At 59.6% G+C, this 17,649-nt stretch carries 16 protein-coding genes; 9 read left to right on the top strand and 7 right to left on the bottom strand.

Going from position 1 to position 17,649, the window contains the following annotated elements; all coding sequences use genetic code 11:
* Window positions 1–4: 4 nt before the first annotated feature.
* The 7 genes from RSF91_RS01165 to RSF91_RS01135 all read left to right on the top strand — a co-directional run bounded on the left by RSF91_RS01165 (window position 5) and on the right by RSF91_RS01135 (window position 6,059).
* A complete protein-coding gene (locus RSF91_RS01165) occupies window positions 5–445 on the top strand; it encodes a MaoC family dehydratase N-terminal domain-containing protein (protein WP_332566809.1) in 441 nt (146 codons plus the stop codon).
* Window positions 446–459: 14 nt separating this feature from the next.
* Window positions 460–873, top strand: a complete 414-nt coding sequence (locus RSF91_RS01160; protein ID WP_332566696.1) for a MaoC family dehydratase — start codon at window positions 460–462, stop codon at window positions 871–873.
* 29 nt (window positions 874–902) lie between these two features.
* Entirely contained in the window at window positions 903–1,733 is an 831-nt protein-coding gene (locus tag RSF91_RS01155) for an SDR family NAD(P)-dependent oxidoreductase (RefSeq protein ID WP_332566695.1), read from the top strand.
* Between the two features lie 2 nt (window positions 1,734–1,735).
* Window positions 1,736–2,896 carry an acyl-CoA dehydrogenase family protein gene (locus RSF91_RS01150; RefSeq protein WP_332566694.1) on the top strand — a complete coding sequence of 387 codons (1,161 nt, stop codon included), beginning with the start codon at window positions 1,736–1,738 and terminating at the stop codon, window positions 2,894–2,896.
* 50 nt (window positions 2,897–2,946) lie between these two features.
* Complete coding sequence (locus tag RSF91_RS01145) at window positions 2,947–4,503, top strand: acyl-CoA synthetase (RefSeq protein WP_332566693.1); 1,557 nt, start codon at window positions 2,947–2,949, stop codon at window positions 4,501–4,503.
* Window positions 4,503–5,285, top strand: a complete 783-nt coding sequence (locus RSF91_RS01140) for an enoyl-CoA hydratase/isomerase family protein (protein WP_332566692.1) — start codon at window positions 4,503–4,505, stop codon at window positions 5,283–5,285. Before RSF91_RS01145 ends, RSF91_RS01140 begins: the two co-directional genes overlap by 1 nt.
* 129 nt (window positions 5,286–5,414) lie before the next feature.
* Window positions 5,415–6,059: a 3'-5' exonuclease gene (locus tag RSF91_RS01135; protein WP_332566691.1), complete on the top strand. Its 645-nt coding sequence runs from the start codon at window positions 5,415–5,417 to the stop codon at window positions 6,057–6,059.
* 25 nt (window positions 6,060–6,084) lie between these two features.
* Here the strand turns inward: RSF91_RS01135 and RSF91_RS01130 are convergent, their stop codons facing one another.
* Entirely contained in the window at window positions 6,085–7,314 is a 1,230-nt protein-coding gene (locus RSF91_RS01130) for a GGDEF domain-containing protein (protein WP_332566690.1), read from the bottom strand.
* Window positions 7,315–7,523: 209 nt separating this feature from the next.
* On the opposite strand from RSF91_RS01130, the gene RSF91_RS01125 reads away from it, so the two are divergent.
* Window positions 7,524–8,801, top strand: a complete 1,278-nt coding sequence (locus RSF91_RS01125) for an O-acetylhomoserine aminocarboxypropyltransferase/cysteine synthase family protein (RefSeq protein ID WP_332566689.1) — start codon at window positions 7,524–7,526, stop codon at window positions 8,799–8,801.
* Window positions 8,802–8,847: 46 nt separating this feature from the next.
* On the opposite strand, the gene egtB is transcribed toward RSF91_RS01125, so the two are convergent.
* The 4 genes from egtB to RSF91_RS01105 form a co-directional block, all read right to left on the bottom strand.
* Window positions 8,848–10,188, bottom strand: a complete 1,341-nt coding sequence (egtB, locus tag RSF91_RS01120) for an ergothioneine biosynthesis protein EgtB (protein ID WP_442878777.1) — start codon at window positions 10,186–10,188, stop codon at window positions 8,848–8,850.
* Window positions 10,175–11,242, bottom strand: coding sequence for an L-histidine N(alpha)-methyltransferase (egtD, locus tag RSF91_RS01115; RefSeq protein WP_332566688.1), 1,068 nt, complete (start codon window positions 11,240–11,242; stop codon window positions 10,175–10,177). Before egtD ends, egtB begins: the two co-directional genes overlap by 14 nt.
* 403 nt (window positions 11,243–11,645) lie before the next feature.
* Window positions 11,646–12,242 carry an OmpW/AlkL family protein gene (locus tag RSF91_RS01110; protein WP_332566687.1) on the bottom strand — a complete coding sequence of 199 codons (597 nt, stop codon included), beginning with the start codon at window positions 12,240–12,242 and terminating at the stop codon, window positions 11,646–11,648.
* Window positions 12,243–12,452: 210 nt separating this feature from the next.
* Window positions 12,453–13,466, bottom strand: coding sequence for a DUF808 domain-containing protein (locus tag RSF91_RS01105; protein ID WP_332566686.1), 1,014 nt, complete (start codon window positions 13,464–13,466; stop codon window positions 12,453–12,455).
* A 145-nt stretch (window positions 13,467–13,611) separates the two neighbouring features.
* Between RSF91_RS01105 and RSF91_RS01100 the strand changes: the two genes are divergently transcribed.
* On the top strand, window positions 13,612–13,821 hold the full coding sequence (locus RSF91_RS01100; RefSeq protein ID WP_332566685.1) for a hypothetical protein: 210 nt from the start codon (window positions 13,612–13,614) through the stop codon (window positions 13,819–13,821).
* Window positions 13,822–13,860: 39 nt separating this feature from the next.
* On the opposite strand, the gene RSF91_RS01095 is transcribed toward RSF91_RS01100, so the two are convergent.
* Window positions 13,861–14,982 carry a VWA domain-containing protein gene (locus RSF91_RS01095; protein ID WP_332566807.1) on the bottom strand — a complete coding sequence of 374 codons (1,122 nt, stop codon included), beginning with the start codon at window positions 14,980–14,982 and terminating at the stop codon, window positions 13,861–13,863.
* A gap of 101 nt (window positions 14,983–15,083) precedes the next feature.
* On the bottom strand, window positions 15,084–17,639 hold the full coding sequence (locus RSF91_RS01090; protein ID WP_332566684.1) for a DUF5682 family protein: 2,556 nt from the start codon (window positions 17,637–17,639) through the stop codon (window positions 15,084–15,086).
* Between the last annotated feature and the right edge of the window lie 10 nt (window positions 17,640–17,649).

The raw sequence follows: 17,649 nt of genomic DNA, 5'->3' as shown, positions 1-17,649 counted from the left end.
GGCCATGATCGACAAAAGATGGATAGGTTTCAAACTCCCCACATCAGAGCTGACTATTGACCGCAGCCGCCTGCGCTTTTTTGCCAAGGCCATTGGCGAAACCAGCAGCGTCTATACCGATGTGCAAGCCGCTCGCGCCGCTGGCTACGCCGACCTGCCTGCGCCGCCTACTTTTCTGTTCGCCGCCGAGCTGGACAGCGGTGCCAGCGATCAGTTGCTGCAAAAGCTGGAGGTACCGATTGCCAAAATTTTGCACGGCGAGCAAAGCTTTTGCTACCACCAGAGTGCCTGCGCGGGCGACACCATCACCGTGCGCTCCCAGGTGGATGACATCTATGACAAGAAGAACGGAGCGCTGGAATTCATCGTCAAGTCCTCACGTGCCACCAATCAGCACGAGCAGCTCGTGGCGGAGATGCGCACCGTCATTGTGGTTCGTAACTAAGGAGAACAGACAACATGAGCACTCCACGTTTTGATGAAATTCAGGTGGGCGACACCCTGCCCGCGCTGAACCTCCCGCCCATCAGTCGCACGACTCTGGCCTTGTTTGCCGGGGCATCTGGCGACCACAACCCCATTCATATCGATACCGACTTTGCCCGCAAGGCTGGCATGCCCGATGTCTTTGCACAAGGAATGCTGAGCATGGCGTGGCTGGGCCGCCTCATCACCCAATGGGCACCCCAGTCGCAACTGCGCCAATTTGACGTGCGCTTTCTGGGCATTACCCATCTGACCAATGCCATTCACTGCAGCGGCCACGTGGCCGAAAAGCGTGATGCCGACCGCTGCGTACGTATCGAGGTGCAAAGCACCAACCAGCATGGCCAGACCAAGATCGCAGGGGATGCCTGGGTCGCCCTTCCCTGAAGCCCCTGAAGAAATCAACGGAGATAAAGATGGCAAGAAAACTCGAAGGCAAAGTGGCTCTGGTTTCAGGTTCGGGGCGCGGCATTGGCCGCAGCATCGCGCTCAAGCTGGCCAGTGAAGGAGCAAGACTGGTCATCAACGATCTGGATACCGAACCCGCCGAAGAAACCATCGCATTGATCCGCGAGATGGGCGGCGAAGCCGTGGCCTGCGTGGGCAATGTCACCCATACCGACTTTGCCGAGCGCTTTGTGGGCACCGCCGTGCAGGAATTCAAGGGTCTGGACATCATCATCAACAACGCAGGCTATACCTGGGACAACGTGATCCAGAAGATGACAGACGAGCAGTGGTACGCCATGCTGGACTGCCACCTGACCGCACCATTTCGCATACTGCGGGCGGCCCAGCCCGTCATCAAGGCGCTGTCCAAATCCGAAATGGATGCAGGCCAACGTGTCATGCGCAAGGTGGTCAACATCTCCTCTGTGGCCGGTCTGTTCGGCAATCCGGGGCAGGCAAATTACTCCACCGCCAAAGCCGGCATCACGGGCCTGACGATGACGCTGGCCAAGGAATGGGGCCGCCTGAACGTTAACGTGAACTGCGTGGCCTTTGGCCTCATCAAGACGCGCCTGACCAACTCCGCGGCAGCAGGCGAGACCGCCAATATTGAAGGTCGAGAGATCAAAGTGGGCGTGAACCCTGGACTGATGGCGGCCATGGAGCAGGCCATCCCGCTAGGCCGTGGCGGCACCCCTGAAGAAGCAGCTGGTGCCGTCTATCTGTTTTGCCAACCCGAGTCGGACTACATCAGCGGCCAGACCCTGATGTGTACTGGCGGCCTGACAGGAGTGTGAATATGAGCATCTTGCCCAGGGTACTTCAGCATGCGTGGATGGATGCCGATATCGAGTCCTTCCGTGAGCAGGTCCGTCGCTATGTGGAACGCGAACTCACACCCCATGTCCCCGCTTGGCGCGCACAAGGCTATATACCGCGCGAGACCTGGCGCGGGTTTGGCGAGCATGGATTTCTGCTGCCCGAGATGGATGAGCAATGGGGCGGTGGCGGTGGCAATCTGGCCTATCAGCTGGTGGTGCAAGAAGAGCTGACCAAGGCCGAAGTCCACGGCTCCACCAGCGTTCATACCATTGCATCGCACTACATCAAGACCTACGGAACCGATGCACAAAAGCAGCGCTGGCTGCCCAAACTATGCAGCGGTGAAATGCTGGCTGGCATTGCCATGACGGAGCCCGGCGTTGGCTCTGACCTCAAAGCCATGACCAGCCGCGCCCAGCGCGATGGGGATCATTACGTCATCAACGGCTCCAAGACCTTTATCACCAATGGCTACACAGCCAACTTGCTGGTGGTGGCTCTGCGCACTGGCGATGCGGGCAGCTCAGGTGTCTCGCTGATGGTGCTGGAGACTGAAAACCTGTCGGGCTTTCGCGTGGGCCGCAGGCTTCACAAGATTGGTCAGCATATTTCAGACACGGCAGAGTTGTTCTTTGAAGATCTGCGCATTCCTGCAGCCCAGTTGCTGGGCGGCACAGAAGGTCAGGGCTTCAAGCAACTGATGAGCCAGCTGCCTTATGAGCGAACGCTGCTGGCCGTCTCAGCCGCCACCGCGATTGAAATGGCCGTGGAACTGACGGTGGACTACACCCAGCAGCGCAAAGCCTTCGGCCAGACGATTGCTGACTTTCAGAACACGCGCTTCAAGCTGGCCGAGTGCGCGACCACCGCCCATGTGGTGCGCAGCTTTGTGAATGACTGCATACAGCGCCTGCTCGATGGCACGCTGGAAAACGAAGCCGCCTATATGGCCAAGTGGTGGTGCAGCGAGCAGCAATGCAAGGTCATGGATGAATGCCTGCAGCTGTTTGGCGGCTACGGCTTCATGGAGGAGTACCCCATTGCACGCATGTACACCGACGCCCGCATTCAGAAAATCTACGGCGGCACCAATGAAATCATGAAGGACCTGATCGCCAGACGCCTGTTCGCCCGCTGACCGGAATTCACTCAACGACTCTCTAACCCCTGTGCCCCGAAAGGCTTGCCATGTACCTCACTCAAAGTCTGCGCCGTGCCATTCAACAGTCTCCCAATGCCACCGCCAGCATTTACAACGGGCGCAAACGCAGCTTTACGCAACTGGGCGACCGTGTCGCCCGCTTTGCCGGTGCTCTGCGAACACTGGGTGTGCAGCCCGGTGACCGGGTCGGCATTCTGAGCCTGAACTCTGACTGGTATTTGGAGTACTACATGGCCAGCTACTGGGCGGGCGCGGCGGTCAACCCCATCAATATCCGATGGAGCGCGGCCGAGATCGCCTACTCTCTGGACGATTGCGAGACCCGTATCCTGCTGGTGGACGATACGTTTGCGCCCCTCACCCCAGAGATCAAAAAGCTCTCCAGCGCTTTAAAGACGCTGATTCATCTGGGCGACGGCGCAGCGCCGCAAGGCATGCGGTCATATGAAGCGCTGGTTGCCGAAGCTGCGCCTGTCGAAGATGCCATGCGCAGCGGCAATGATCTGGCTGGGGTGTTCTATACCGGCGGCACCACAGGCTCGCCCAAGGGCGTGATGCTCAGTCATGGCAACCTCTACACCAACTCGATTCTGGGCGTGGCCGAAGGTACCGTCCGGCGCGGCAGCATTGGCCTGCATGCCGCCCCCATGTTCCACCTGGCCGATGGTGCCTTCATGAATGCCCTGTTTGCCGCAGGCTGCTGCCACGTCATGCTCCCGCGTTTTGACCCGATTGGTGTGTTGCAAGCCATCGCCGCCCACGGCGTGACAGACATGCTGCTGGTCCCCACCATGATTCAGATGCTGGTGGATCACCCAGATATCCAGCAATACGACCTGAGCTCCCTGCAGCAGATGTTGTACGGGGCCTCACCCATCTCAGAAGGGCTGCTGGACCGCGCCATGAAGGCCATTCCTCATGCAGGCTTTATTCAGGCCTACGGCATGACAGAACTGTCGCCCGTTGCCACCATCCTCAAACCCGAAATGCACCGCGAGAAAGGCCGCGCCAAGGGCTGGCATCGCAGCGCAGGCCGCGCCACGGTCTGCACCGAAGTACGCATTGTCGACCCCGAAGGCAATGAGCTGCCGCGCGGCGAAGTGGGTGAAGTCGTCGTGCGTGGCCCGGGTGTCATGCTCGGCTACTGGAACAAGCCGGCAGAAACTGCGGCTGCCATCCGCAACGGCTGGATGCACACCGGTGACGGTGGGCGCATGGATGAAGACGGCTATGTTTTCGTCGTAGACCGTATCAAGGACATGATCGTCACCGGTGGCGAAAACGTCTACAGCATTGAAGTGGAAAGCGTGATTGCCACCCACCCGGCCGTAGCAGCCTGCGCCGTCATCGGCACGCCGCATGAGCAATGGGGCGAACAAGTGCATGTCTTCATCGTGCGCAAGCCAGGGCAGGCGCTGGAGGCCGAAGAGTTGATTGATTTTTGCAAGGTTCGCATCGCCAGCTACAAGTGCCCGCGTGAAGTGTCTTTTGTCGAGGCCATGCCGCTGTCTGGCGCAGGCAAGATTCTCAAGACCACGCTACGCGCCCCGTTCTGGGCGCATCAAGAAAGAAAGGTCGCCTGATGTCTGATCTCGTCCTCTGGAAAGAGCGCAACGGCGTGGGTCATGTCGTGCTGAACCAGCCCGAGTTGGGTAATGTCATCAGCACGCCCATGGCACATGCACTGGCAGGCGTCGTAGCGCAGGCCCGCGTGGCTGACGTTGGTTCGATTCTGATTTCAGCGACGGGCAAACAGTTTTGCGTGGGCGGCGATATCCGCGAATTTGTGCAGAACCGGGATCGCCTGCCGCAAACCATCCATGAAATTCTGGCTGTGCTCAACCCCACCATGCACACGCTGGCCACACTGCCCATCCCCGTCATCAGCGCCATTCAAGGCGCGCTGGGCGGCGGCGGTATTGGCATAGGTCTGTGCGCCGATATCGTGCTGGCCTCAACCAAGGTGTTCTTGCGCGGTGGCTACTCCGCCATTGGCCTCAGCCCCGATCTGGGTTCGTCCTACTACCTCACGCGCCGCGCTGGTGCTTCTCGCGCCAAATATCTACTGATGAGCAATCGCCCGGCATCGGCTCAGGAGTGCCTGCGCATGGGCATATTTGATGAGCTGCACGAGCCAGATGCACTGGCTGCACAGGCGCTGCAACTCGCCGAGGAACTGGCGGCAGGCTCTACCAACTCGCTGGCCCATATCAAAAAGCTCTGCGACGAGGCTCACGACCATGCTTTGCAAGCCCACCTTGAAGCAGAACGCTACGCGATCAGCGTCTGCGCGGGCGCAGCCAACAGCCTTGAAGGCGTCAACGCCTTTCTGGAAAAGCGGACTCCCGCATTTGTGCGCTGCTGATATCGCCTATTTTTAAGGCACTCCTTTCAAAGCGTTACCAGCAAAGGCTTTGAAAGGTTTTGCCTCTATTTACCCACAGGCCAGCCCACATGTACTGGGGATAAGAGAAGCTGGTGTGTAATCACCGTCATGCACAGACTCATTGCCCCTAACAAGGACGAAAGCGCCCTGCTTCCCCAGTTTTTGGAACTGCCAGAGCAAGCAATCCATATCCCCCAGACAGAGGCTGAATTTGAGGCCGCGTTTCGTTCCATCAACGCCGAGCCGGTTCTGGGCTTTGATACGGAGAGCAAACCACTTTTCAACGTGGGCCAGCATGACAGCGGCCCTCACCTGGTGCAGCTCGCGACGACGCAACAAGCCTGGCTGCTGCAACTGCACCTGCCCATGGCCCTTGAGCTGTCACGCAAGGTGCTGATCGCTGAACATATCTGCAAAGTCGGCTTTGGACTGGACAATGACAAACACACTCTACCCCGCAGACTGGGCGTGCCGCTGATGAATATTCAAGACTTGGACAGCCGCTTCAAGCAACTGGGATATGGCGCATCAGTGGGTGTGCGGGCGGCTGCAGCGCTGGTGCTCAAACAAAGCTTTCGCAAGTCCAAGCGCACCACCACGTCCAACTGGGCGGCGATAGACCTGACTCCAGCCCAGCGGCGCTATGCGGCCAATGATGCCCATGCACCGGCCGTGATTTACGCGCACATGGCGGTATGGGAAAGCACCGTTCCCATTCAACCGCGACGCAGACCGCAAAATCCCAAAGTTTGATTTCTGAGTCAAACAGGCCTTTAGCCTATGCAGATAAAGCGGCATTAGCTACTGATTCAATAGCTTCGCGTTCATCATCAACGGGTTTGGCAGCTGTCATCGCAGCCTGCACGCAGTCCCGGCCCGCCCCCTTTGCGGCATAGAGCAACGCATCTGCCTGGCACAGTGCCTCGGCCAGTTCTTCGGCAGAGCGCACTGGCACGATGCCAAAGCTGGCCGTCATGCGAATACGCTCTGGCAGATGGTCAAACGCATGGGCACTCATCTGCACCCGTACTCGATCCACAATGGCATGAGCCTCGCTCATCTGCACGCGGTTGAGCAGCAAGATGAATTCTTCGCCACCAAAACGGGCAACCAGATCTTTATCTCGCACCTGCAGCGGTAGCAACTGGCCCAGTTGAACCAAAACCTGATCACCTGCCGCATGGCCCCAGTTGTCATTGATGCGTTTGAAGTGATCAATGTCCACCGCCACCAGCGCCCAAGGAGCCAGTCTACGGTCAGCCAGCAAAGACTCACCCGCTTCCATAAAAGCGCGGCGGTTGAGCAGGCGGGTGAGCGGGTCGCGATTGCGCTCATCACGCAGATTGGTCACCATGTCTCTCACCGAGCAGGCCAGCAGCCCCACCGTGAACAGCATGGCAAACACCAGGGCCACGACTTGCGAAAAAGCCCAGTAACCCGAGCGCGTCAAATCCTGCAGCTCATTCACAGGTAACAGGCTCACGGCTAGCGGCCTGAACAAGGAATAACCAACGCTGAATCCGTAGGTCCAGCGAACTAGGCTCTCTACCCAGTCCTGTGCAGGCTTAAGCTGAACAAATGCAGGCAGGGCCAGTGCCTGCATCAAGGCCATGGCGAACGCCAGACTTTGAATGCGAAGCAGCAAATCATTCTCAAATTGCGAGTAGTAGAACAGCACGGCCAGAGTGACCGAGGCAATCAGCAAGCCACTGCTCACACTGACGCCCTTGCCTCGCAGGCGAAGAGACATGCCTTGCGCCAGTGACCAGCAGCCCATCAGATACAGGCAAGCGGTAGCCAGTGCGAACTGCCCCAACTGGGCATTACTCATCAAGCTTTGCAGGGCCAGTGCCGTTGCCAATGACATAAAACTGCCGCTGAGCCACAGCAGAAATACCGCCTGCGGCTGACGGCGCTGCACATACCAGCAAGTCAGCAAGGCAAGCCCAAATAGCGCCACACAAGTGGGCGCTATCAAAGCAAAGTACGTGATGGCTGGCTGGTTCAAGAGGGCAGTCTTGGTGTAAGAAATTGTGAATTATTTTGTCAGCAATTCTCCATTACACAAAGCACTGAATATTTCAATTTCAAAGGTCATGGTTTGCGCTGGCATAAGCACATAGCAATTAGGTCGTTCTTTTGACGCAGCTGGCTACCCATAATCTGCGAGGCCTTGGTATTTACTCAGGCCTTCAAGTAACCAACCGAAAGAGACACATGCGCATAGAGACACTCGCCGTACATGCAGGCTACTCGCCCGACCCCACCACCAAGGCCGTGGCTGTGCCCATCTACCAGACGGTGGCCTATGCGTTTGACAGTGCCCAGCATGGCGCGGATTTGTTTGATTTGAAGGTGCCGGGCAATATCTACACCCGCATCATGAACCCCACCACCGACGTACTGGAAAAGCGCGTAGCGGCGCTGGAAGGCGGTATCGCCGGACTGGCCCTGGCATCGGGCATGGCCGCCATCACGGCAGCCATCCAGACCCTGGCCGAAGCTGGCGACAACATCATCAGCGCCAGCACGCTGTACGGCGGCACCTACAACCTGTTTGCCCACACCTTTCCGCAGCAAGGCATTGAAGTGCGCTTTGCCGACCCGCGCGACCCGGCCAGCTTTGGCAAACTGATAGACGCCAAAACCAAGGCCGTGTTCATCGAATCCATAGGCAACCCGCTGGGCAATGTGACCGACATCCGCGCGCTGGCCGATGTGGCCCATGCCCACGGCGTGCCGTTGATTGTGGACAACACCGTGCCATCGCCCTACCTGCTGCGACCTATCGAGTTTGGTGCCGACATCGTGGTGCACTCGCTCACCAAATACCTAGGCGGCCACGGCACCAGCGTAGGCGGCGCGATTGTGGACAGCGGCAAGTTCCCCTGGGCCGAGCACAAAGCCCGCTTCAAGCGCCTGAACGAGCCCGACGTCAGCTATCACGGCGTGGTCTACACCGAAGCACTGGGCCCGGCCGCCTTTATTGGCCGCGCCCGTGTGGTGCCGCTGCGCAATATGGGCGCGGCTATCTCGCCGCAAAACGCCTTCCAGATCTTGCAAGGCATTGAGACGCTGGCTCTGCGCATGGACCGCATCTGCGAGAACACGCAAAAGATTGCAGAAGTGCTGCAAAAGCACTCGAAGGTGGAATGGGTGCGCTATGCCGGGCTGAAGGACCACCCCGATCACGCCATTGTGCAAAAGCAATCGGGCGGTCGCGCCTCAGGCATTTTGTCGTTCAGCCTCAAGGGGGACGAAGGCCGCGCTGCTGGCGCACGCTTTCTGGATGCGCTGCAGCTGTTCACCCGCCTGGTGAACATTGGCGATGCCAAGTCACTGGCCACGCACCCGGCATCCACCACCCACCGCCAGCTGGATGCTGCCGAGCTGGCCAAGGCCGGCGTGACCGAGGGCATGGTGCGCCTGTCGGTGGGCATTGAGCATATCGACGACCTGCTGGCCGATTTGAATCAGGCGCTCGAACAGGTTTAAGCAAACTCTGCGGCGCGCAGGCTGTTAAAGCGCTGGCGCGAGACGCTCATGCGTCGCGTGCCAGACGCAGCCCCGTCATCTGCCAGCGTGCTGTCGCCGGAAAGAAGTTGCGGTAAGTCAGCCGTGCATGACCGGCGGGCGTCAGGCAAGAGCCGCCGCGCAACACATACTGGTTGACCATGAATTTGCCGTTGTATTCACCTACAGCCCCATCGGCCACGCGAAAGCCCGGGTAGGCGGCATAGGACGATTGGGTCCACTCCCAGACCTGACCGATGACGGGTGCAAGGTCGCCTGTCATCGGTTCTGGATGCAGGCTTGGGTTGGCACCCAACAAAACTTCAGGCCAAGCATGCCCGCCCATTGCCACCTCCCACTCCATTTCTGTGGGTAGACGCGCACCGGCCCAGCGCGCATAGGCATCGGCTTCGAAGTAAGAGAGATGGCAAACCGGCCTCAGCACATCCAGCGCAGTCGCACCATGCAAGCTAAACTCCTGCCAGCCCTCTGCTCCTGAACCATTTTCAAGGGCTCGCCAGTACCAAGGATGGCTCAGTTGCTGTGCCTGGCACCAGTCCCAGCCTTCAGACAGCCACCATTGCGGTTGGCTGTAGCCCCCCTCCAGCACAAAGCGTAAATACTCTCCATTACTCACCGGCCTCAGTGCAATCTGCGCCGCTTGCACATACACGCTATGTCTTGGCATTTCATTGTCAAACGCAAAGCCACTGCCGGCGTGACCTATGGCATAGACCCCCGCCTCAATCGATTGCCATGAAAGGTTGGTGGCAGCACTTTCAGCAATCGCATTCGCCAAACCGTCTGAAGCATAGGCAGGCCAAAGAGGGTGGCAAGACAGCAAATGCTTGATGTCGGTCAGCAGCAGCTCCTGATGCTGCTGCTCGTGCTGCAAGCCCAGGGCAATGATCTGAGCAGCGGCCCGCTGCTCAACCACACTCCTTATGTTCATCCCGGCCATCAGCGCCTGCATCTGTGCATCGACTGCCGCGCGGTAAGCCATCACATGAGTCAGAGGCGGCCTTGTCAGCAAGCCGCGCTGGGCTCTAGGGTGGCGTGCGCCTACCTGCTGGTAGTAGGAGTTGAAGAGCATGCGAAAGCTGGCGTCAAAAGGGCTATGCCCAAGCTGGTGCGCAGAGAGAACAAAGGTCTCGAAAAACCAGCTGCTATGCGCCAGATGCCACTTGGCCGGGCTGGCATCGGGCATGGATTGCACACAGGCATCTTCAGCGGACAGCGATGCGGCCAGCCTTTGCGTATGCGCGCGGACCCTCTCATACTGAAGAGCCAGTGAAGCCCAGTCGGGCTGACCGGCATGCGCAGGCATCATGGGCTGCAGTCCTTGATCAACAGCTTCACGCATGGGCATGAATGACGGCAAACCATTGCTGCTCATCGGTCCAGACATGGGTTGCACCAAAACCCGCAGCCCTCAGCATGGAGAGAAAATCAGACAAGGGGTACTTGTAGCTGTTTTCCGTATGAATGGTCTCGCCCTGCGCAAAGTAGCGCACGCCCTGTGGCCAACACACCATGACGGCGTGGCGCGCACGCAAATGCATTTCTATGCGTGAATGCCGGGTGTCAAAACGGGCCTCATGCTCCCAGTCCTCGGGATTGAAGTCGCTGCCCAGCAAACGATTCACATGGCTGAGCACATTGAGATTGAATTCGGCCGTAACGCCCTGCTCATCATCGTAAGCAGCTATCAAAACAGGTAGCGGCTTGGGCAGATCGATACCGATCAGCAGCCCTCCATCGCCATTCAGCAGCGAATGCATATGTTTGAGCATATGCAGTGCCTGCTGCGTATCAAAATTGCCAATGGAAGAGCCCGGATAAAACAGTTCGCGCCGGGCCTGCGGCACGTCTGGCGGCAAATGCCAGTCGGCAGTGAAGTCGGCGGCCACGGCACGCGCCGTCATCTGCGGAAAATCCTGCCCCAGCCGTGCAACGGCCTGCTGCAGAAACTCCACCGCAATATCCACGCCCACAAATTGCTGCGGTGCAACACTACGGCACAAACGCCGTACCTTCTCGCAATTGCCAGCACCCAGCTCGATCAGTACCTGGCAGCCACTCATGGCTTCGGCCATATCGACTTCGTGCTGCGCCATGATCGCCGCCTCGGTGCGCGTGGGGTAATACTCGCGCAGCTGCGTAATCTGTTCAAACAAGGCGCAGCCGCGCGCGTCGTACAGAAACTTGGGAGAGATCTGTGCCTGCTGCTGTATCAGACCTTGCGCAAGCTCATGTCGCAACGCCGCTTGGGCATCCTGCGGATGCTGCGTGGCTGCCCGGACATCGCAATCCCCGCCCTGACGCTGAGACGGAGCCTGAAAAGACGCCAGGGGCAAGGGAATGCGCCCGGCACGAGAGAGAAACTCGATAGACGCTGCCTGTCTGTCTGGTACCGCGCGCATGCTGATCCTCCTGAAAGGCTGATCGCACGAGACCGCTCCCGCACCATCACTGCCAAGTCTGGTCGCCAGCCCGGCAGAGCGCGGTCAAAATCGCGCGGGTGCCGGGTAGTCATCAGCCTAGCGCCGCCAGCAAGCGGCCAAAGTAGGACTGAAGCCAGCACTCTTTGTACCGCATCACCATGCAACGGTGCTGACAGAAGCAATACTTGTCAGCCAATGCATCAACGTCAAAAAAAATCGGTACCCCGCCTGCGCGGAATACCGATCTAAACATACACCCTAGCCTCTGAAGCCAGCCGGTCATGCAGACCTGCCAGCCTCAGTGCACCACAGAGCTTGCGGTGCGTGAGCCTCATCTCCAGCAGAAGGTCCGGAGACAAGATCACTCTTTACTGTGGCTCTATCAGAAGCGATAGCCCACACCCACGCCGACCAGCCATGGGTCAACCTTGAATTTGCCAAAGCCGGCAGTGACATTGGTGTCGATGAACACCTTCTTCACGTCAAAGTTCACCGACCAGTTCTTGTCCAGCGCATAGTCAAAACCGACTTGCAGCGCGCCGCCAAAGCTGTTTTTCTTGATGCTCACGCCTTGAGGCAAATTGACGCTGGAAAAGCGCGTGTAGTTCACGCCAGCACCCACATACGGCTTGAATGCGCCAAAGTTGGTGAAGTGGTACTGCGCCAGCAAGGTGGGGGGCAGGTGCTTGAGCGAGCCAATATGCTGGCCATCCAAACGCACGTCCTGCTTTTGCGGATAGGTCAGCACCAGCTCAGCCGCGATATTGGGCGTGAAGTAGTACGACACGTCCACTTCAGGCATCCACTTGTTGTTGATGCTTAGACCCGCATTACCAGCAGCACCGCCGTTATCGCTATTCAAATGCAAGGCACGCACGCGCACTTGCCAGGGGCTGCTGCCATCAAAGGATTGCGCAAAAGCGGTACCAGCAGTCAGTGCGCTGGCAGCGGCGGCAATCGCGATCAGAGTCTTTTTCATGGGCTTTTTTCCTTGAGTAAATCGGTGGGAGCACTTGTTTGCATCCCTTGGCATTGATTGAAACAAAGCCACCTGCTTCCGGGTTTGTCCCAAGTCAACCTGTCCACCGACTCCGCCAAAGAAAAAGCGGGCGTTGCCCAATGGCCACGCCCGCTTTGATGTCTGATACAGCGCAAACCATTGCTGAATCAGCGGTGCTAGCTATTAAATTTAAAGCACGGTCTTTGCAGGTCGCAGCTTATGCCACAGCTCGACGCACAGCACCACCGCACCGCCGATGACAGCGCCCACCACCACATGCACCAGCACCGGGCCCAGCGCTGCAGCCATGCCGCCCAAGGGAATCACCACTGCCTGTACCCAATGCTCAATCGGCGCAATGCCATGCACCAGCAAGCTGCCCCCCACCATGAACATGGCCGCCGTGCCCACAATCGACAGGCCGCGCATCAGCCATGGTGTGAAGGCAATCATGCCCCGGCCCAGTGCCTTGGCGGTGCTGCTGCTCTTGGCCATCAGCCAGCCGCCCACATCATCCATACGCACAATGCCGGCCACCAGGCCATAGACAAACACCGTAATGGCCAGAGCCACTGCAACCAGCACAGCGCCCTGCTCCCAGATCGGTTTAGTGGAGACCGTGCCCAGCGCAATCGCCATGATTTCGGCTGACAAAATGAAGTCGGTACGCACCGCGCCGCTGACCTTTTGCTTTTCGTACTCCATCGGGTCCATATGCTGCTCACGCGCAGCGCGAACTGATGACGGAGCCACACCTTTCAGAGCAGCCTCCTGCGCATCGACCACAACTTCTTTTTCGCTGTGCGTCTGCTTTTTGTGGAAAAGGTGCAGAATTTTTTCCACGCCCTCAAAGCACAGAAAAGCCCCGCCGACCATCAAAAGTGGCGTAATCAGCCAAGGTGCAAACGCACTGATCAGCAAGGCGGCAGGCACCAGAATGGCCTTGTTCCATAACGAGCCCTTGGCCACGGCCCAGACCACCGGCAACTCTCGGCTGGCCTTGACGCCTGTGACCTGCTCGGCATTCAGCGCCAGATCGTCACCCAGCACACCGGCGGTTTTTTGCATGGCCACCTTGGTCTGCATGGCCACATCATCAAGAATCGCCGTGCTTTTGCCTGCAGCGGTCTTGGTCATCAACGCTACGTCATCAAGCAAGGCTGCAATATCGTCAAGCAGCATCAAAAGGCCGGCACCCGCCATCGCACTCCCCTGTTGGTTTCAATGGCTGCCATCATGCCTTTAAACCGCGTCGGCACTGCGACAGGAATTTGCCATTCACATCGGCTAAAAATGTTCTTGGTGCGTTTTGCAACGACAATGGGCGCTCTTATTGAACGGACATCCTGTGAACCAACCTATTGCACACGCCGAGCTGATCGCCAGCTACCGAAAAGTCGCGGCTGAAGCCGCCAAGAAGGCGGAGCTGATCAAGGCCTCTGCTGGCAAAGGCCCCCGCACCATCGCCACCGTGACCGAGACGGCCAACAAAGCCGCTCGCCGACGCGATGTGCTGGCCAGCAAGCTGGCCAAGCTTGGCCTGGTTCTGGCGGACTAAGCCACCCCATCAAAACAGCCTGCAACTGCAGGCTGTTTTTTATTTGCTGGTCTTGAAGCCCTGCGTCGCCGCCCAGGCCGCCACATCGTCACGGCGAATGGCGGCAGCCATCAGTTGCGGGAAGGCGTCTGGCGTGCAGGCAAACGATGGCACGCCCAAGGCAGCCAATTTGGCCGCCAGATCAGCGTCATAGGCCGGCGCACCCTCGTCGCTCAGCGCCAGCAGCGTGATGAACTGCACGCCAGACTCGACCAGCTCATTGGCCCGACGCAGCAGGCCGGATTCGACGCCGCCTTCATACAAGTCAGAGATCAGCACCAGAATGCTGTTGCGCGGCTCGCTGATGATGCCCTGGCAGTAACCAACCGCGCCGTTGATGTCCGTGCCGCCGCCCAGCTGTACGCCAAACAGCACATCCACCGGGTCGTCCAGCTTTTCCGTCAGGTCTACCACCGCCGTATCAAACACCACCAGCTTGGTCGCCACGGCAGGCAGGCTGGCCATCACCGCGCCAAAGATGCTGGAGTAGACCACCGAGTTGGCCATGGAGCCGCTTTGGTCAATGCACAAAATCACCTCGCGCTGCGGGCGGCGCGCCTTGCGGCCGTAGCCAATCAGCGTCTCGGGGACGATGGTCTGGTAATCAGGCTGCCAGTGGCGCAGATTGGCGCGGATGGTGCGGTTCCAGTCAATCTCGGCATGGCGCGGGCGGCGGTTGCGCTGGCTGCGGTCCAGCGCCCCGCTTACCGCGCTGCGCATGGGTTCTTCCAGCTTTTTCATCAGCTCGTCGACCACCTTGCGCACCACCAGACGGGCCGTGGCCTTGGTGTTTTGCGGAATCACCGAGCCCAGCGAGATCAGATCGGCCACCAGATGCACATCGGGCTGCACGTTCTCCAGCATCTCGGGCTGCAGCAGCAACTCGCGCAGGTTCAGGCGCTCCATGGCGTCGCGCTGCATGACCTGCACCACCTGACTAGGAAAGTACTTGCGGATATCGCCCAGCCAGCGCGAAACGGATGGCGATGAATTGCCGCGCCCGCCCTTGCGGGAGGAGAGCTTGCTGTCTTCCTCATACAGCGCAGCCAGCGTCTGGTCCATTTCCTGCAAGCGTCCCGTCACGCCGCCGCAGCTGGCATCGGCCGGGCTGCCCAGCACCATGCGCCAGCGCTGCAGGCGGGTGGTGGGCTGAAGCTCTTCGGTGACCTCTTGAAGTGCATTGGCGTCGGTGTCGATATCGGTATTGGCTATCTGGTTCATCGTCACACCTTGGCAGAAGACGCTTCAAAATTAGTAGCTTTCAGCGCTTGATCTATGAGCGCTTGCGGCAGATTCAGGCCCAGAAGCGCGTTCAGCACGGGCAGCGCCAGCGCAGCGCGTTGCTCGTCCCACGGGGCATCGTCTCCGTCGCTGGCGACAGGTGCCGCAGCAGCAGCACCAGAGACGGGCACCCGCTTGGCTTTCTCGCCAAGGCTTTGCCGCTCATGCTTGCTGAAGTTGGCAAAGCTGCGGCGCACCAGCGGCAAAATTTGCGCAAACTGCACCTCGCCCAGCCCGCTGAGCCACGCATCAATCGCGCCCCAGATGGATTCGTCGTGCAGCAGCACCAGCGCCTGCTGGTTCAGAAATCCATCCAGCCAAGCCGCCACATCCATGGGCGCAGCGCCCAGCGACAAGTTGCGGTTGAACTGCTGCACCACCTCGGCGCTTTCCAGCAGATGCTCATCGAGCAGCAATCGGCAGGCCATGCCGCGCAGCAAGGCCGCAGCCGCATCGCCCATGGCCAGACTGCGCAGGGCGGCGCGCCAGGCGTCTACGGCCTCTTGCGCTTTGCCATCCGTTCCACGCAAACGCAAGGCGTCATGCGCGGCCAGCACCTTAATCTTCATGGCGGCAGCGGCATCGTCATCCATGGCCATGCAGGCCACGGGCAGGCCGATAGAGGCGCGCACGATGAGGGAGTCAATCACCGTGGCCAGCAGCGCTGTATCTGTCTGGCGCACGCTGCCATAGCGGTACACATTGGCCAGCGGCGGCAGCGCCTGCAGCAGCTGGGCCACATCGCCCGTGGTGGCGGCACGCTCAGCCAAGGTTTCAATCAGCGCTTCAACCAGCTGGGGCAAATTGGCCAGCAACGCATCGTCAATAGCCTGCGCAATCTCAGGCAGCGCCGTGTCGGGCTTGAGGCTGGCACGCAGCTTGGCCGTGGCGGCCTGCGCCACGGTGGCACCATGCACGCTGGCTTCGATGATGCGCACGGCCAGCTCGGGCTCCCACTGCAGCTGCCAGCTTTCGCGGAAGGTGCCGCGGTTGCGCTGTGCATCAGCCGCGCGCGTGCCCCAGTCAATGCCCAGCAGACGCAAGCGGTGCACGAAGTGGCTGCGCGCCAGATCAATGTCCTTGCGCAGGTCCAGCGCCAGCAGCTTGCTTGCGGCTTCGGGCTTCATGCGCAGCGACTTTTGCTGCTGCTCCATATCGCGCTGCAGCGGCACCTGCGGCACATCGGCAGGCACGCCGCCCAGCACATGACCCACAGTCAGCTCATCGTCAATCAGCTGCAGCGGCGCAGTCTCGCCCATGCAGATGACGGTGACGATGGATTCGTTAATTTCCTCCAGCCCCGGCGTGGGCTGACCCCGCAGCGCGGCCAGACTTTCGGCCAGTCGCGTGGCTTCGATGATGTGGGCGCTGGAGCAGTCCAGGTCTTTTTCACGCAGCAAATGGGCCACACGCGTCAGCCAGCCGGCGGTGCGCCTGATGGCGGGAGTGACTCCGCCACTCGCTCCTTCTTTGATAGCTACCAGCGCTTTTCCATCCTGCGCTACAGCCCTGTTTGATTCAATATCTGCCTGATAGCAGCGCCACAGATGCTGGTACCAGCCCGGTGAGGTCACGCCCGCACCATAACCGCTGTGGCTGGCCAGATTGCGGTAAGTCCACGGTGCCCAGGTAGCCATGACCTTGGCCTTGGGCAAGCCCTTGAGCAGGGCTGCATCGGCCTTGGCGGTGACGCTTTGCTGCAGCGCGGGTACATGCCATGCACCACAAACCACGGCAATGCGCTGGTAACCGGCCTTGGTGGCATCGCGAATGCACTGGCGCATATGGGCTTCGCGCAATGCCTCGCGCTGCACATAGGCTTCGCCGCGCCAGTGCTCGCCATCCTTGGCCAGCTCGCTGCGCACGGCGGTCATGGCTTCGTTGATAGATTCAAACAGCGATTCGCTGTCGCCGCGCTCTTCCACCAGCCGGTTCCACCAGGTCTCACCATCTTCAAAACCAGCGGCCTGGGCCAGCCAGTCCAGCGGGTCGCGGTGAATTTCGACGGGCAGTTCAACGGTGACTTCTACATCGGTCGTTTCTGCTTCTACGGCGTCCTCGGCACCGGCATCTTCAGGCAACTCATCCACTGCCAGCTCGCCCTCTTGCGCAGCATCATCCTCCGCGTCCGCCACCAGCCTCAAGGCTTCGCGCCGCGCCAGCTCAATGGCCATGGCATGGGTCTGGGGCAGATCGATAAAGCGCGTGACAACGCTGTTGCGACTGGCCCATTGCAGCGCCTGCCATTCAGGCGAGAACTCCGCAAACGGATAAAACGCCGCCTGACTGGGTGTGTCCTGCATGTAGACCAGCATGGCCACGGGCGGGCGCAGTTCGGCGCTTTGCAGCATGGGCAGCAGCGACTCACCCTCAGGCGGGCCTTCCACCAGCAGGCAGTCGGGCTGCAAAGCTTCAAGCGCCTGCAGCAGGCTGCGCGCACAGCCGGGGCCGTGGTGGCGTATGCCAAAAAAATGAATCAAATCAGCGGAAGTGGCCATGGGCTTGTCG

This window comes from Comamonas sp. (assembly GCF_036643215.1).
In the GTDB taxonomy this organism is placed as follows: Bacteria; Pseudomonadota; Gammaproteobacteria; order Burkholderiales; family Burkholderiaceae_C; genus Comamonas.
This window is presented reverse-complemented; position numbering and strand designations above follow the sequence as displayed.

Coding starts and splice junctions, on each gene's coding strand:
- RSF91_RS01090 (WP_332566684.1), bottom strand. CDS start 17,639: ATGGCCACTTCCGCTGATTTGATTCATTTTTTTGGCATACGCCACCAC.
- RSF91_RS01105 (WP_332566686.1), bottom strand. CDS start 13,466: ATGGCGGGTGCCGGCCTTTTGATGCTGCTTGACGATATTGCAGCCTTG.
- RSF91_RS01160 (WP_332566696.1), top strand. CDS start 460: ATGAGCACTCCACGTTTTGATGAAATTCAGGTGGGCGACACCCTGCCC.
- RSF91_RS01135 (WP_332566691.1), top strand. CDS start 5,415: ATGCACAGACTCATTGCCCCTAACAAGGACGAAAGCGCCCTGCTTCCC.
- RSF91_RS01140 (WP_332566692.1), top strand. CDS start 4,503: ATGTCTGATCTCGTCCTCTGGAAAGAGCGCAACGGCGTGGGTCATGTC.
- RSF91_RS01145 (WP_332566693.1), top strand. CDS start 2,947: ATGTACCTCACTCAAAGTCTGCGCCGTGCCATTCAACAGTCTCCCAAT.
- RSF91_RS01125 (WP_332566689.1), top strand. CDS start 7,524: ATGCGCATAGAGACACTCGCCGTACATGCAGGCTACTCGCCCGACCCC.
- RSF91_RS01095 (WP_332566807.1), bottom strand. CDS start 14,982: ATGGTGCTGGGCAGCCCGGCCGATGCCAGCTGCGGCGGCGTGACGGGA.
- RSF91_RS01110 (WP_332566687.1), bottom strand. CDS start 12,242: ATGAAAAAGACTCTGATCGCGATTGCCGCCGCTGCCAGCGCACTGACT.
- RSF91_RS01155 (WP_332566695.1), top strand. CDS start 903: ATGGCAAGAAAACTCGAAGGCAAAGTGGCTCTGGTTTCAGGTTCGGGG.
- RSF91_RS01150 (WP_332566694.1), top strand. CDS start 1,736: ATGAGCATCTTGCCCAGGGTACTTCAGCATGCGTGGATGGATGCCGAT.
- RSF91_RS01165 (WP_332566809.1), top strand. CDS start 5: ATGATCGACAAAAGATGGATAGGTTTCAAACTCCCCACATCAGAGCTG.
- egtB (WP_442878777.1), bottom strand. CDS start 10,188: ATGCCCATGCGTGAAGCTGTTGATCAAGGACTGCAGCCCATGATGCCT.
- egtD (WP_332566688.1), bottom strand. CDS start 11,242: ATGCGCGCGGTACCAGACAGACAGGCAGCGTCTATCGAGTTTCTCTCT.